Annotated in this window: 15 protein-coding genes and 1 riboswitch; of the genes, 6 read left to right on the top strand and 9 right to left on the bottom strand. The window is 54.6% G+C overall.

Annotated features, from left to right (window positions below; genetic code table 11):
* Positions 1-33: 33 nt before the first annotated feature.
* From ACMHXI_RS14110 to ACMHXI_RS14100, 3 genes are all read right to left on the bottom strand, one after another.
* The gene (locus tag ACMHXI_RS14110) at positions 34-1,983 is read right to left on the bottom strand and encodes a TonB-dependent receptor (protein WP_025888825.1); all 1,950 of its coding nucleotides are present in this window, start codon (positions 1,981-1,983) and stop codon (positions 34-36) included.
* A 91-nt stretch (positions 1,984-2,074) separates the two neighbouring features.
* Positions 2,075-2,268, bottom strand: a riboswitch (cobalamin riboswitch).
* Positions 2,269-2,408: 140 nt separating this feature from the next.
* On the bottom strand, positions 2,409-2,756 hold the full coding sequence (locus ACMHXI_RS14105) for a DUF805 domain-containing protein (protein ID WP_025009034.1): 348 nt from the start codon (positions 2,754-2,756) through the stop codon (positions 2,409-2,411).
* A gap of 257 nt (positions 2,757-3,013) precedes the next feature.
* The gene (locus ACMHXI_RS14100) at positions 3,014-4,270 is read right to left on the bottom strand and encodes a hypothetical protein (protein ID WP_101059388.1); all 1,257 of its coding nucleotides are present in this window, start codon (positions 4,268-4,270) and stop codon (positions 3,014-3,016) included.
* A gap of 147 nt (positions 4,271-4,417) precedes the next feature.
* On the opposite strand from ACMHXI_RS14100, the gene rihA reads away from it, so the two are divergent.
* Positions 4,418-5,356 carry a pyrimidine-specific ribonucleoside hydrolase RihA gene (gene rihA, locus ACMHXI_RS14095; protein ID WP_101059387.1) on the top strand — a complete coding sequence of 313 codons (939 nt, stop codon included), beginning with the start codon at positions 4,418-4,420 and terminating at the stop codon, positions 5,354-5,356.
* A 3-nt stretch (positions 5,357-5,359) separates the two neighbouring features.
* Positions 5,360-6,265 carry a ribokinase gene (gene rbsK / locus ACMHXI_RS14090; RefSeq protein ID WP_044735077.1) on the top strand — a complete coding sequence of 302 codons (906 nt, stop codon included), beginning with the start codon at positions 5,360-5,362 and terminating at the stop codon, positions 6,263-6,265.
* A gap of 67 nt (positions 6,266-6,332) precedes the next feature.
* Here rbsK and ACMHXI_RS14085 read toward each other — a convergent pair whose 3' ends face one another.
* Positions 6,333-6,854 carry a DUF2059 domain-containing protein gene (locus ACMHXI_RS14085; protein ID WP_101059386.1) on the bottom strand — a complete coding sequence of 174 codons (522 nt, stop codon included), beginning with the start codon at positions 6,852-6,854 and terminating at the stop codon, positions 6,333-6,335.
* Positions 6,855-7,062: 208 nt separating this feature from the next.
* Here ACMHXI_RS14085 and azu point away from each other — a divergent pair, with 208 nt between their 5' ends.
* Together azu and ACMHXI_RS14075 are read left to right on the top strand one after the other, a co-directional pair.
* A complete protein-coding gene (azu, locus tag ACMHXI_RS14080) occupies positions 7,063-7,530 on the top strand; it encodes an azurin (protein WP_101059385.1) in 468 nt (155 codons plus the stop codon).
* A gap of 412 nt (positions 7,531-7,942) precedes the next feature.
* Positions 7,943-8,179: a YdcH family protein gene (locus ACMHXI_RS14075; RefSeq protein WP_025009029.1), complete on the top strand. Its 237-nt coding sequence runs from the start codon at positions 7,943-7,945 to the stop codon at positions 8,177-8,179.
* An 83-nt stretch (positions 8,180-8,262) separates the two neighbouring features.
* Here the strand turns inward: ACMHXI_RS14075 and ACMHXI_RS14070 are convergent, their stop codons facing one another.
* Together ACMHXI_RS14070 and ACMHXI_RS14065 are read right to left on the bottom strand one after the other, a co-directional pair.
* The gene (locus ACMHXI_RS14070) at positions 8,263-8,838 is read right to left on the bottom strand and encodes a hypothetical protein (RefSeq protein WP_045282972.1); all 576 of its coding nucleotides are present in this window, start codon (positions 8,836-8,838) and stop codon (positions 8,263-8,265) included.
* A 60-nt stretch (positions 8,839-8,898) separates the two neighbouring features.
* A complete protein-coding gene (locus tag ACMHXI_RS14065; RefSeq protein WP_208164182.1) occupies positions 8,899-10,188 on the bottom strand; it encodes a DUF2254 domain-containing protein in 1,290 nt (429 codons plus the stop codon).
* A 172-nt stretch (positions 10,189-10,360) separates the two neighbouring features.
* On the opposite strand from ACMHXI_RS14065, the gene ACMHXI_RS14060 reads away from it, so the two are divergent.
* The gene (locus ACMHXI_RS14060; protein WP_167717125.1) at positions 10,361-11,296 is read left to right on the top strand and encodes a LysR family transcriptional regulator; all 936 of its coding nucleotides are present in this window, start codon (positions 10,361-10,363) and stop codon (positions 11,294-11,296) included.
* Between the two features lie 66 nt (positions 11,297-11,362).
* Here ACMHXI_RS14060 and ACMHXI_RS14055 read toward each other — a convergent pair whose 3' ends face one another.
* Positions 11,363-12,259 (bottom strand): LysR family transcriptional regulator, encoded by an 897-nt coding sequence (locus ACMHXI_RS14055; RefSeq protein WP_071237073.1) that lies wholly within the window; start codon positions 12,257-12,259, stop codon positions 11,363-11,365.
* Between the two features lie 102 nt (positions 12,260-12,361).
* Here ACMHXI_RS14055 and ACMHXI_RS14050 point away from each other — a divergent pair, with 102 nt between their 5' ends.
* Positions 12,362-12,760: a cupin domain-containing protein gene (locus ACMHXI_RS14050; protein WP_317059345.1), complete on the top strand. Its 399-nt coding sequence runs from the start codon at positions 12,362-12,364 to the stop codon at positions 12,758-12,760.
* A gap of 129 nt (positions 12,761-12,889) precedes the next feature.
* Here the strand turns inward: ACMHXI_RS14050 and ACMHXI_RS14045 are convergent, their stop codons facing one another.
* The gene (locus tag ACMHXI_RS14045) at positions 12,890-13,345 is read right to left on the bottom strand and encodes a hypothetical protein (RefSeq protein WP_044735081.1); all 456 of its coding nucleotides are present in this window, start codon (positions 13,343-13,345) and stop codon (positions 12,890-12,892) included.
* Between the two features lie 225 nt (positions 13,346-13,570).
* On the bottom strand, positions 13,571-14,845 hold the full coding sequence (locus ACMHXI_RS14040) for a serine hydrolase domain-containing protein (protein WP_101059383.1): 1,275 nt from the start codon (positions 14,843-14,845) through the stop codon (positions 13,571-13,573).
* Positions 14,846-14,864: the final 19 nt, after the last annotated feature.

Below are 14,864 nucleotides of genomic sequence, written 5' to 3'. Positions count from 1 at the left end.
AAAAAAGCCGGGAACCCCCGGCTTTCTATGCTATCAGAAGCGATAGCTGACGCTGAATCTCAGCGCACGGCCGCTACCCGAGTAATAACCATCGCCCCAAGTACTGAAATAACCTGAGCTGGCGTATTGCTTGTCAAACAGGTTGTCGACCCTCAGGCTGGCAAGCCAGGCATCACGGCTGTAGTTAAGGGCGATATTCCCCAGCCAATAGCTATCCAGTTTATCGTGCTGGTTGCCATTGTCACCCTCCATATATCTGTCACCCAGATACTGACCCTCGACAAACAGCTGCCAGTGCTGACCAAAGTCCACACTGGTGTAGACACGCCCGGAATGCTCGGCCACCCAGGAGAGAGATTTGCCTTTGTTGGCACCTTCAGTAAATTCGGCATCGATATAGTTGTACTCAAGTCCCAACTGCAGCATTTCATTGAGCTGCCAGTCCCAGTCGAGGCTGGCGCCATAACGGCGGGAAGCATCGGCGTTGACGTTGGCGCCGGGGAAAGCACCGCCGATAGGCATATCGGCGCTGGGGTCAAAGACAATTTCATCTTCCAGCGACAGTCGGTACAGGTTCAGACGCAGACTCTGGTTGCTCAAGGTCCAATCCCAGCCGGCTTCAATGGAACGGCCGGTCTGCGGCTTGAGGCCGACGACTGTTGGCGGCGTATAAGCTTGCTCATCGACCTTGGCGAAACGGAAACTCTCATCACCGCGAAGATAGAATCTGTGGCCTTCCAGCGGCCGATAGTTGAGCCCCAACTCGAGCGCGTGAGCGTCTTCATCCAAATCTATGCCATTGGGGTAAATCTGACCGTCCTTGAGTTCATCCTTGACCTTGGCATAGCGCCCGCCCACCACATAGCTCAGGCTGTTAGTCAGCGGCACATTGGCCTGCAGATAGGTGCTGGTCATGGTTTGGGTGTTACTGCGCTGCATATAACTGAGATCGAACTCAGTTTCACCCCGTTGAATATCGGCGCCTATGACTATGCTCAGCTCACCATTGCGGGTCTGATAACGTCCCAGTGCCTTGGGATTGAATTCCAACAGCGAGCGCTCGTTACGACCTGGGTTGCCATAGCTGACACTGGACACCAAAGTATCACTGTAGTTGAGGTCCGCAGCCAGGGCCCAGTTGGCGTGCACCTGGCGCTGGAGATGAGCACGCCAGGCGGAAGTCATCTCATGGTTGTAATCACCCGGCGTCGATGTCGCCTGGCGTGGATCGGCTTCAAACTGAGCTTGGGTCAGTGAACCTGGAGTCTGGCGCTTGTTATCGTAGTAACTGCCTTCGACAAAGAAGTTGGTCAACTCTGAATCATATTGCAGACGCCCCAGCACAGAACCGGTTTCGTTGGCATTGTTTCTACGGTAGTTGTCGCTCTCGTTGTAAGCAGCTGCCAAATAGTAGCGCCAGTTTTCATTGATGGCGCCGGACAGATCGCCACGGCCTTCGTAGGTATCGAAGCTGCCACCTGAGAGGGTCAGGTTGCCACCGCTGGCACTGGGCGCCTTGGTGATAATATTGATCACTCCTCCGACGGCCTGATCACCATAGAGCACCCCGGCGCTGCCGGAAAGGATCTCTACCCTTTCAATCTGATTGACCGCAATGGCACTCAGGCTGGGGGCTGCAATATCGATATTGTTGAGTCGGCGACCATCTATCAGTATCAGGGTGTTATTCACCGCTTGGCTGGAAGAGAAACCGCGCATCGCCAGCACAGGCCCTGAGTTATTGTCCGATATTTGAATGCCACTGCGGCCACGCAGCAACTCGCTCAGATTACTGGCACCGCTTTGCTGAATATCGGCGGCATCTATGACCACCACATTGGCGGCAATATTGAGCGGCGTGTCATCCTGACGGCCAATGACCACCAGCTGTTCATCCACGGCCTGGGTTGTAGCACTCGCCATGACGGGAACTGAGGTAAATGCACCGCAGAGCAGCGCGAGATGATTTAGTTTGAAACCCATTTTCCTTTGACTCCTGAAAGGGAAACGGGGCAAGAGTGCCACGGCAGGGAGAGCCCCTTGGCTGCCGCATTTCGAGATCTGCCCACCGAAATCATCGAAATACCTCCAGGGCCGGTCTCCGGACTTTGGCTATGCGGTTGACCGCGCAAGACCCGGCTTTTATGACGCCACTTGGGCGCGCCTGTCTCTCACCATTTACCGTTGCGGGGGCAGTGCCGGATTCTCACCGGCTTCCCGATTATCCCCGGTCTTTCATTCCGGGGCACCACGAGAGGTTGACTGAAATACTGTGCTGTCATTCCCGGCCTGACCGAGAGCGGGCATTATAGACGTCTATATGGATGAATGTCTAATTTTGACGACGACTGACCGCCGCAGATTTACCCTGAAAACAAAAAGGGAGCCGAGGCTCCCTTTCCATTATCTTAACCCAGCTCTTTGGGGTTACTGCCAAAGCGGTTGTCACCCACTTCGCTGTCCTGGCAGTAGAAGACCAGCAACACTATCCAACCTATGATAGGGATAAATGCCAACAACTGCCACCAACCACTGCGGTCAGTGTCGTGCAGACGACGCGCGGCAACCGCAATAGAGGGCAACAACAGGCCCAAAGAATAAATCAGCCCCAGCACTGTGGTACCCAGCGCATAGTCAATAGCACTGACAACCAGGCTGAAAATGATATAGAACAGAGTGAACATCCAGTATTCTGTCCGACGGGCCCGACCGGTAAAGTCGGCGTATTTTTTGATGGCTCCGATGAAATGTTCCATGTTTTCTCCCAATAACAGATCCAAGATCCGATAACGCCGCACCAATTATTGAATGGCTTAAGGCGACCAAAGTTTCATCAGAGTTTCTTACTCCCTGAAACAGCAAACAATTTTAACATACCTGAATGAACTGCAAAGTGACAGAAAAGAGATTTACCTTCCATCCGCCACAAAATCAGAGATATCTCACCCAGTCAGTCGTCATTGGTTTACAAATATCGCCATATCCATAGATAGCCAGCCGGCGCTTTTTCATCTTATCTGCTCAGCGTAAAACCACGGCTGGCGGCCAGCACCTGGATATCGGTTTCAATCTGTGCCAGCTGTGTCTGACGCTTTCGACCGATTGCCCCTGAGTTAAACTTGGATGCCAGGCTGCCAAGAATATAGCGCCAATGCAGCGCTTGTTTTTTACGCTGTTTACGGCTCAAAGGATTCAGTGGCGGCTGCGCTGCGAGCGCTTTGAGCAAGGTTGCAGTAGCGCCGCGCCAAACATCGGGCAGCGATTCCAGGTTATTCAAAAGCCAGCCAAGACATACCAAGCGACTCAATTCGGTGTGGATAAATCCGTTGTCACCCAAAGGCATTTGCCGCCCCAATAACAAGGCATGGAATTGCCCCTGAATTTCCGTGCTCCAAGGTTTGCGTTGCAGCTTGGCCAGGTGCTGGGAGAAGACCATCTTCGCCAGTTCATGCTCAGCAAACAGGCTGCGAATGCCATCGAGCAGTGCCAGGGTAAACTCAGGGTAGCGGCGGCCGAGCGCCAATTGCAGTGAAAGTTCGAGGCCAGAGACGCCCTCGCCTTTACTTGGCGGCTCCCACTTGAGGCACACAGGCACAAACCAGGCAAGAAAACGCACCTGCCATTCAGGTCTGGCGGCGATATAGCCAAGGGCCTGCCGTCCCAAATAGCTACTGGCCGGGCTGGCCCGGTTGGCTTCAAGCAATGCCAGTAACTCGGCGGGGTTATCGGCCTCCAGTAACTGCTCAACTATTGGCGACAACCGCTCCCGAGCCCGAAGAAAGCGCAAACACTGGACCGTTTTACCCACAAACTTTCCGCCAATGGCCAGCGGCAATAGCGCGATTAGAATCCCCCACAGCTCGAGCCAGGTATTTTGCTGTTCTCGATAGTACTGGATATCGGTGCGCACTATGCCGGGCTCCTCAGGCAAATGCCAAAGGATCACGGCTTCACCGACGCTTCTCGAATCGCAAAGCAGGCCTGGGGGATCCCAGATCTGATACTCACTGCCGTTCGGCAACTGATAATACAGCAGACAATCCCACTCATAACGGCCAAGACCCCAGCGCCCAGGGGACACGTAGTGTTGCTCACGCCGGGCAATATAACCTTGGGTCTCGACGCCTCGTTCGAGCAGGATATTCACTTCATACCAGGATTGGACACTCTCTTTGACAAAATAGAGCCCTAGAGCCGAGAACAGCCCGCCGGCAAGCGCAAAAAGGCCGATAATTATCAGATCTTCCCAGATTGCCCGTATCTTTCCCACCGGGTCCCCTTTGATTCAATCCTTTAAGGCCGCGGATTGTAGCAGATTTCAGCAATCAGTTGAGGAACACTTCACAGTTTGCCATCCGGTTCTGCGCGCGCCAAAGAGTCATGCTATGCTCGGGCAAATTGCTAAAGGAGTAACAGCATGAAACGCCCTATCATTCTCGACTGCGATCCCGGCCATGATGATGCCATCGCCTTGATCCTGGCCCTGGCCAACCCTGAGCTGGATCTGCTGGCCGTGACCACCAGCGCCGGTAACCAAACCCAGGAAAAAACACTCAACAACGCCATGCGAGTGCTTACTCTGCTGGGCAGAACCGATATTCCTGTGGCCAGCGGCGCCCCCAAGCCATTGGCAAGAGAGCTGATCATTGCCGACAGTGTTCACGGTGAATCCGGGCTCGATGGCCCAGAACTGCCGGATCCCGCCTTTGAACCTCAGCCGATGATGGCCTGGGAACTGATGGCAGAAAAAATCCGCCAAAGCAGCCAGCCGGTGACTCTGGTGCCCACGGGCCCCTTGACCAATATCGCTATTTTCCTGAGCGCCTATCCCGAACTCAAGTCCCGTATCGAGCAGATAGTGCTGATGGGTGGCGCCGCCGGTGTCGGTAACTGGACCCCTGCCGCCGAATTCAACATTTTTGTTGATCCTGAAGCGGCCGACATAGTGTTCAAGTCAGGGATCCCCATCGTCATGGCCGGTCTGGACGTGACCCATGAGGCGCAGATCATGGAAGAGGATGTAGCCCGTTTCCGCGCGATTCCCAACAAGGTTGCCAAGTGTGTTGCCGATCTGCTGGAATTCTTTGTTATCTACCACAAGGATCCCAAGTGGGGCTTTGATGGCGCGCCGCTGCATGACCCCTGCACCATAGCCTGGCTGCTCAAGCCTGAGTTGTTCATCGGCTTGGACTGCCATGTTGCCATCGAAACCCAGAGCGAGCTGACTGTAGGGATGACGGTTGTCGACCGCTATCACTTAACCGGCAAGCCCGCCAACGCCAAGGTGCTGATGCATCTGGATCGTGAAGGCTTTGTGGATCTGCTGGTTGAAAGCCTCTACGCCTATCAGGATTAATACATGAGTAGACTAGTGATAATCGGCAGTGCCAATGCCGATCATGTGATGGAATTCAGTCACTTGCCCGAGCCAGGGCAAACACTGATGAGCCGCAGCTACCGTTTGGAACACGGTGGCAAAGGCGCCAATCAGGCAGTTGCCGTCGCCAGACTGGTGCAACCTGGCACCCGAGTGGACTTTATCTGCCATCTTGGGGACGACGCCATTGCCGATACCATGATCAAGAGTTGGTTGGACGATGGCATTCATCCTCAGGGCTTGAAGAAAGTGCCGGAAATGGCAACCGGCAGCGCAATGATTTTCATCGGCGATGGCGGTGAAAACTGTATTGGGGTGGCCGCCGGCGCCAACGCCAGCCTGGAGCCAGCCGATGTCCACTGTCATCAAGAGCTATTCGAAGGCGCCAGTTACCTGCTGGCACAGCTGGAAACGCCGTTGGAATCGGTCAAAGCCGCGCTGCAACTGGCCAAGCAACAAGACACAGTGACAATTCTCAACCCGGCCCCCGCCAGCACGCTGGCTGACGATGTGCTGGCCTTGGTGGATATCATCACTCCCAACGAAACTGAGGCAGAAGCCCTTACCGGTATCAAGGTGGAAGATGAAGCCGGCGCAGCCAAAGCCGCAGCCGCTCTGCAAGCCAAAGGGGTTGGCGCCGTGGTGATCACCCTCGGCAGCCGCGGCGCCTATGTGCGTCACCCAGAGTTTGAGGGCCTGGTGCCTAGCTACCCGGTCAAGGTACTTGATACTGTGGCCGCTGGAGACACCTTCAACGGTGCCCTGATGGTGGCCTTAAGTGAGGGACTGGCCATGGAACAAGCGGTGGATTTTGCCAATAAGGCCGCCTCCATAGCCGTGACCCGTCATGGCGCCCAGCGCGGTATTCCCTACCGCCGCGAGCTGTAATCACGCCGTTACCGCCACAAAAACGGGAGTCATAGACTCCCGTTTTTTATGCTGGCTGCCAGTCAAATTATTCGCCTGGATTGGCCTCTCTGTGGGCCTGAAGCTTGGTGGCAAACTCCTGCTGCAGCAGCTCCATCTTAGGCAGCAGCCCCTGGCTCAGTGATTGAGTCACCATCATGGATTCCTGCATCACGGCCGGCATCTTGGCGACCATGGAGCGCCCAGTATCACTGGCATAAAACGCCAGCATATCGGCAATTTCCTTGTCGCTGTAATGCTTGACATAAATATCGGTCAACGGCTGCTTCAGCTTGTCCCAGCCCAGCTCCTGCTTGAAGATCTGCGTACTCTTGCGGGCAAACTCTTCAAATAAAGGCTTTTCACTCTCCTTGATATTGAACTGTTGTTGCATGCCCAAAATCATCATTTCCATCTGGGTATAAGCCGTGTCCATCATGGAGTCCATCTGCATTTCCAGCAGTAACTGCTCCACCTGAGCCCGGCGATCGCTGTCATCGGCCAACGCCAAAGGGCTGCTGAGCAATATGCCGCCCAGAACAAGAGATGACAAAAAACCAGGACCTTTCATGAGTGCCTCCGTGGCAAGTATTGATTCGGCTGTCAGTCTATCACAGCCCAAGCGACTGTCAGCTGCTCCAACCTCAGCTGACAGTTAAAATTCTGAGATTAATTCTCATTTAAGGGAAATGCCGTTATGATTGACCCAGGCGGGAGCCTGCGGGGCTCTCGTGCTGTCGAGAGAAATATCGACCCTAAAACCAGAAAAGGAATTGAAAATGAATAAGTTAACCAAGAGACTCGCGGGTATTGCCCTGTTGGGAGCCGGCGCCGTTATCAGCAGCACTGCCAGCGCCGACGAATGCAGCCTGACCATCACAGCCAACGATGCGATGCAATTTGATACCAAGGAATTAAGCGTTCCCGCCAGTTGCAAGACGGTAGAACTGACATTGACTCATTCCGGCACCCTGCCAGTGACAGCCATGGGCCATAACTGGGTTCTGAGCAAGAGCGCCGACATGCAGGGCATTGCTACTGATGGTATGGCAGCCGGCGCCGATGCCGCCTATGTCAAAGACGGTGACGAGCGGGTGATTGCCCACACTCCTCTGGTTGGTGGTGGCGAATCTGTCAGCATCAGCTTCAGCACCGAAGGCATGACACCGGAAGAAAGCTACAACTTCTTCTGCTCCTTCCCCGGCCACTGGGCCGTGATGCAAGGCAGCTTCAGCATCAAAGGCTAAGCCTGCACGCTTTGGGCCCGAATGAGGGCCCAAAGAAACATCTCCTTTCCCCTTCGCAAGACCCAATAGCCGCCTTTTCGCCAAATGAGTCAGGGAACCCGGTGACAACTTGCCTGTCTTGGCCTTATGGATGAAATCACCTATCAATATCGGCTTGCTTTCCAGCCATGGCCTATCACCTGCGGTGAGCGTTCGCACAGGCAGCCCTGCGACTAGGGCAAATGTTGCGAAGCGACAAGTTCATTAGCACGAACCAGGGATGGCGAGCTGGCCGTTAATTGCTCACTTGCCACTAAACAGGATTATGGTTATTTGTCGACTTTCTGCGGATGACAGACAAAGCGCCGCTGGGTAGAGTAGGAATCAAGGCTTGAGCCTGTTTCGGCCAGGCACTATTTGAAGGAGAGAGCTTATGTTGGGCGAAAACCATGCGCTAATCCTGGAGTTTCCGGAGCACAAACAGAAAATCCATCAACTCAAGGAAAACGATCCTCACTTTCGCGAGCTGGCAGCCGAGTATCACGACCTCGACCATGAGATCCGTGGATTGGAAGAAAACTGTGTCCCCACAGCAGAAGAACGTTTCAACCAGTTGAAACTGCGCCGCGCCGAACTCAAGTCCTGGCTCTATCAGCAGTTACTGCGCTGATACCCCCAAATACAGAGGCCCCGGCAGCTTAAACCGCAGGGGCCCATGATCAAATCCTGATTAGCTCGATTCCGAGCCGGATCTTAAAGCCTATCCAGATGCAGGGCGTTGGCAAACTCCTGCAATTCACTGGCTTTAACCCCTTCCCCCGAGAGAGTGAACATGGCATTGCCATTGACTATCACAGTCAGCTCTGCCTCACCGGATTCAGTATTCAGCATGGCGTTATGCCCCTGAACCTTGACCAGCTTGCCGCCGCTCATGGCTATCATAGATGGATTGGTCAGCATGGCCATAACAGACTGCAATAAGGGGGAGTCGAGCACCAGCTCTATCTCCAGTTGCGCACTGTCTTCTTTGTAGTAGTGGCGGCTGGCATTTATGCCCCCGCCCAACATCATGCCACCTGTATCGCTTGAAGGGTCATCGGCTTGCCAACCCGGCAATGGCTCGGGAAATACCCCTACGACTTCTCCGGCCCGCTGCTGCCGGATAAGGGTTGAGGCATAATCCAGTTGTGAACTGGCCTGGCTCAATTCACCCTTGCGGTAATGTTGTAACCCGGCCTCAATGGCTTCGGCTACGGCAGGATCTTCGGCAGCCTGCAGCGGCGCTGCCAATGCCAATGAGGCAACAAGTAATAGATTTGAAGGTTTCATTATCTTTCCCTGATAAAAAAGTCCGCGAATAGCATAGCCGCAAGCTGAGTTCTGCGCCAGCTATCCGTTACCTGACTCTTGCTGTAGCTCGGCGGCAAGCTTCCGAAGCAGTGTAACATCTGGCTCAAACGTCAGTACCTGTTCGGCTCTGGCCAGCGCCAGCTCGGAGTGTTTGCGACACACCTCGCTAAACTCCGCCCGGTTGGACAAGGCTTGAAAGGCTTTTTGCAGCCGAATGTGAATCTCCACCAGCGCCGCACCATCCCGGGCTATCGGCATAAAGAAGTCATCGAACAGCTCTTCAAGACGTATCGGCAGCATCCAAACTCTGGGATAGGGAATAGCCTCTGGCGCCGGCAGATTCTGCTCATCGGTCACCTGCCATTTGGCTATCAATCTGACTCCGCGACCAATCACATCTATCGCTGTGCCAGGATCATTCACCGCCGCCGACAAGGCCCTCGATGCCACTTCGGCCAATACCGACAACCCAAAGCGAGGGTCTTGATCGAAAGAACGTTCATTGGCCACGGTAAAAGCCTTGTGCAGTGGCTGCAATTGAGCATCATCGACACCGCCATCCTCAGCCTGAAAACTCAGCCACAGCAGGGGCCGTCCCTGATGGACAAAGGCACCTGGCAATGACGTGATATAGGCTTCGGCGCCGTAATCTTCGGCCCATTGATTGATGCTGCCGAGATCCACATGCTGCACATAGCCTGTGTCGGCCGGATAGAGAGCTAAAGCCCCTTTGGGAATATCCTCCTCTGATGCCAGGCGCCGCCCGTCCAGCCAAGGATGCTCACAGCGCCGCTGGATAGCCGCTCCGGCCGCCTTTTCAATCCTGTCTGTGGTTTCCCCTACCCGGCCTAGCTTGGACAAATGATTGATCCACACCAGAATGGTGGCCACTATCAATACCACCACGGCCACAGTCACCAGAAACAGTACCACCCGCCCCTCTTCGCCATAAACACCGGTACTGAGGGCGATAATGCCCACTATGCTGAAAACAAAGGAGCCGACAAAGGTAGCCAGCGCCTGCTGGGCAGTGGAGTCTTCCATCAACAGCTTGGTGGCTCTGGGGGAAATATTGCTGGTGGCTGCGCCATAGGCGGAAATCATCACACTCAGGGAAAAGGTGGTCACGGCCAACATGCTGGAGGCGAGGATATTGAGCAGCTTGTCCACCGCATCTGCACCTATCATGCCCGACAGCGAAGGGGGAATAACCCCCTGCACCACTATCGCCAGCAATGCGGTAACCACGGCAAGAATCGCAAACAGCACAGTGCGCATCCAGAGTTTTCGGCTCAATTGCAACAGCCGCCAGCCCCATTTACTCAGCATAATCCCACTCCTTTGATGACTCTCTCCCTGGCCAGAATAGCAGCCTTTTGTTCTTTGGACAGGCAGATCAAGCTGTTAGACTTGGGAAGGTGCCAACAAGTCCTATAGTGCAAGCCAGAGCGTCACCAGGAACTATTAGCACCTTCCCTTAAGCTTCTACCCTGCGGCCAGGATAATAATGAAAGTCGATCTCAACCTGCTTCCGGTATTGGAAGTCCTGCTGGAAGAACAAAGCGTTACCGGCGCGGCCAGGCGGTTGCACCTGAGTCAATCGGCCGTCAGCAAGCAGCTTAACCGCCTGCGGGAGTTGTTCAATGACCCGCTGTTTGAACGCAGCGCCTTCGGCCTCAAGCCCACTCCCAGAGCGCTGGCTCTGGGGCCAGAGCTGCAGCAATGGCTCAGGTTGGCCGAGCGGCTGACGCTACCGGACGAGTTTGACCCTGCCGCCAGTGAACGTCAGTTTCGTATGCACTTGGTGGAAACCGCCTACTCCCTCACTCTGCCGCATTTTATGCCTTCCTTGCTGCGCCAGGCTCCCGGGCTGGATATCAATTGCAAGACCTGGTACCCGGGCACCATGGAGCAGCTGCTGCGCTGCGAGCTGGACTTTGCCATAGGCTGCCGCGAGTGGGATCCGCGCTCGCTGATGCATATCAACAGCCTGCCGGATGAACTCGAGTATCTGGAGCTGACTCGCGACAAACCCATCTGCCTGCTGCCGCCGGATCATCCTGCGCTCGAGGGCGACTGGAACCTGGAGCGTTTTCTCAGCTTCGAGCATCTGCAGGTAGCCTTTGGCGGAATCGAACATTGGTTGTTGGACGATGTGTTGGCGCTGAAGCACAAGACCCGGCGGATCCGCGCCAATATCACCGACTTTCCCACTGCGCTGGAGCTGTGTCGCCACAGCGAGTTAATCCTCTGCGCGCCTGCCAAATATGCGGCCCAGGCGCTGCAACATGTTGAGTTGGCGACGCTGGAAGTGCCGATAGATCTGGTGCCCGGTGCGTACGTGTTGTTGTGGCACAAGCACTTCAATCAAGACCCGGCCCACAAATGGCTGAGGCAGATGATTGCCGACACAGTAATCCCGGCCAATCAGCAATGAGGCGTCGCCAGAATTCACCTTATAAAACAACGCTCTGGTTTGCAGGTCAATACAGTAACGGTTCAATTAAGCGCCTGAATACTTGAGCGCATCAATCAGTAATCTAAAGGCGGCCGAGTGCTGACGCCCACTCGGAAAATAGAGGTGATAACCGGCAAACCGCGGGCACCAATCTTCCAACACCGGGAGCAGTTCACCGGCCGTTATCGCCGGTGCCAACGCATCCTCAGGTTGAAAACAGAGCCCGGCACCGGCTATTGCCGCCTTGGTCACCAAATCCGGTTCATTGCAGATAAGCTGGCCGCTTACCCGCACATTCAGCTCGCGGCCCTCTTTGGCAAACTCCCACACATACAAGCCGCCCGAAGTAGGAAGACGCAGATTAATGCAGTTATGCCCGGTCAAGTCCTGGGGGATATCCGGCTTTGCATGGCGGCAAAAGTAATCCGGCGAACCCGCCACCAGCATACGCAGATCCGGGCTGATACGCACGGCAACCATGTCTTTGGCCACCTGCTCGCCCAATCGTACCCCGGCATCAAAACCTTGAGCGGCCAAATCAAGTAGTTGTTGATCCACAGAAACCTCGATTTGTAGCTGTGGATGCTGCGCCAGTAAGCGATTAACCACCGGCAGCAATATCGACTCGGCGGCAAACTTGGTGGCGGTAAGCCGAATGTGGCCGCTGATCTCTTGCCTGAAACTGTTGAGTCGCTCCAACTGCTCGGCTATCTGACCAAAGGCAGGCCTTAGGGTCTGCAGCAACTGCTGCCCAGCCTCAGTGGCAGCCACGCTGCGGGTGGTTCGATTCAACAGTTGTACATTGAGGCGCTGCTCCAGGCGCCTTATGGTATGGCTGACAGAGGATTGTGATGTCCCCAACCTGGCCGCGGCGCGAGTAAAGCTGCCCTCTTCAACAACCGCCTGAAAAACCCATAAGTCCCCCAGCTCTTCCCGTCTCATATATGAATCTCAAATATAAAGCCAATACTGACATATCATTTAAATTACATAATCTGCGCGACTAAGATCGAATGCAAGTCCTCATCTACACAGGAACAGATCATGAAAATCATCAAAAATGCCGCCAGCCAATCCCTTCAAGGCCCGGAAGCCACCTTCTCCGGTCGGGTAAGAATCGATAATCACTTTGAACCCGGCAGCCCATCGCGTATCGGTGCCTCACTGGTCACCTTCGAGCCCGGTGCCCGCACCGCCTGGCATGCCCACGGCGCCGGGCAACTCTTGTATGTCACGGAGGGAAGGGGTTGGATCCAAAAAGCCGGTGAGCCGAAACAGCTGATTGAAGCCGGTGATACCGTATGGATTGCAGCCAACGAAAAACACTGGCACGGGGCCAGCCAAGACAGGGCCATGAGCCATGTGGCCGTAGCCGAAGCATCGGAGACAGCACCGGCGGCCATCTGGATGGAAAAAGTCACTGATGATGAATATCAGGCTTGATGCCGATCAGCCCGGAGCGGTTTTCGACCCGGTTGAAGCGATATCCGGATAATGGCGCTCACCTGAATAATACCCTTCACACGGGTAATAGGCTTGATATAGGGTGCAGCCAAGGCAGGTGCCGGCGCTTCAGTTGAGGCGCTCGGCATTGTCCAGCATTTTCACCGGCAATTGGTTATCCAGCAAAAAATAGTAGAGTTGCAAATCGGCTATCAGTGACGGCTCGGATAGCTCAAAGTCCTGATAGGTGCGATCCTTGAAACGAAACCTCAGTTGGTGTTCAAAGCGCTTGCTCTGGCAGTAAAGTACCTGTTCTATCTGGGCTATCTCTATGGTGACCCCAAGCAAGACTAACTTACCTTCAACCAGTTTGACCTCCAATGCGCCTTTGCTTCTGGCTGTTAAATAGTCCATCAGCAGCGACAACAGGACGCACACGGCGATATAGGCCAACTGATGCTCAAAAGGCTCATTGGCGAGATACACCAGATAGTAGGCGAACATAGCGCCCACCAAAGTACGAACAACAAAGCTTTGCAACAGCCTGAAGTCCGGCCGTTTGTTTTCCCTGACAAGTTCTTTCATGGATTCCCTTCTAAACGTTTCCAGCCAACAGCCGAGCGGCAATGATAGAGATATTTTGCATTAAGAACAAATCATTACCAAAATGCGCAGCACCGAAACTCAGGGAAGCACAAGAAAACTGCAAGGCATAAAATCATGCCAGGCGATGGCTTTATGGCGCAAATTGGAAGAGGCCAATCAGGAGGTTTGCCGGGGAGGCTCTCCTTCCCCGGCGCGGGTTTAACGCTAACTGGATGGAATATAGAGCATGTTAATTAGGGCCGCCGCTATGGTGGTAGCCGGATCTTTGCCATCCACCGCCGGTGCCAGGTTGGTCCAAACCACCAGAGTCACCTTGTTGACAGGATCATGCCCCATAAAGGAGTTATAGCCGGGCAGCTCACCAGTATGACCATAGAGGCTGCCAAACTTGGCGATCCCCAGCCCATAATAGGCAGTGTTGGGATTATCGGGATCTATCGGCCTGACACTATCCAGACGCCTTCGCTGCCAATCGGCATCCAGCAGTTCTCCGGCAACCAAAGCTTCTACCCAGGTTGCCAACTCATTGGCACTGGAGATCCCGGCGCCGGCCGCCCAGCCCCAGGAAGGATTGGCCTCGGTTTGATCTATGGGTGCCAGAATGCCCTCTCTGGCTTCTCGCTGCATCTTTTCGGGCAGCTTAAAGGGCGGATCCATAGTCAACACATTGGTGCCATACATATAACCCCGCGCCAAGGGCGCGGGAAGAGTATTAGAATGGATATCGGGAAACAGAGTCCGCTCAAGACCCAAGGGGGCAAACAACCTCTGCTGCATCACAGCCGCCAGCGGCTTGCCATCGATTTGCTCGGCGATCAGTCCCAGCAAGACGGTATTGGTATTGGAGTATTCAAATGCGCTGCCGGAGGCAAAACCTGGCTTATGGGCAAAACTCATTGCCAGCAGCTCAGCCTGAGTCCACACCTTGGTTGGCTGCTCATCAAGTGTCTGATTCAACTCGAGCGTGGTGCTGTAATTGAACAGGCCGCTACGCATAGTAAGCAAATGCTCTATGGTGATCGACTCACCGTTTGGCACATTGTCGAGATACATGGAGACAGTGTCACTCAGTTGCAGTCGCCCTTGCTGCGCCATCTGCAAAATCACGGTACCGACCCAGGTCTTGGTATTGGAGCCCACCCTGACATGCTGATCAAAGTCGGTCGCTTCACTGCCGCCATAACGGGTTACCCCATAGGCGGTTTTAAAGTCGCCCCTAGGCGTTCGCAGAATCACCACGGCGCCGGGAACCAGCATCTCCTTGGCCAGTTGTTCCACCGTCTGCTGCATCTTGGCCGTGTCGACAGGATTGAGCACCACTTCTTGTGAATCCGAATTGCAGGCGCTCAGCAAACTCACAGAGACCAAGATAGACGCATGGATAGGCAGATAAGCCCAAAACCCCTTGGCACTGACGGCCACCTTATCGCCAAAGGGTCCGGCTCCCAAGCACACCCGACTCAACACTCGATTGAACATAAACAGCCTCTCCCTATCT

The organism is Shewanella sp. BJSY2023SW005, from assembly GCF_047314585.1.
GTDB lineage: Bacteria > Pseudomonadota > Gammaproteobacteria > Enterobacterales > Shewanellaceae > Shewanella > Shewanella algae.
Note: the sequence above shows the minus strand (reverse complement) of the source record. Positions and strands in the feature narration are given on the sequence as shown.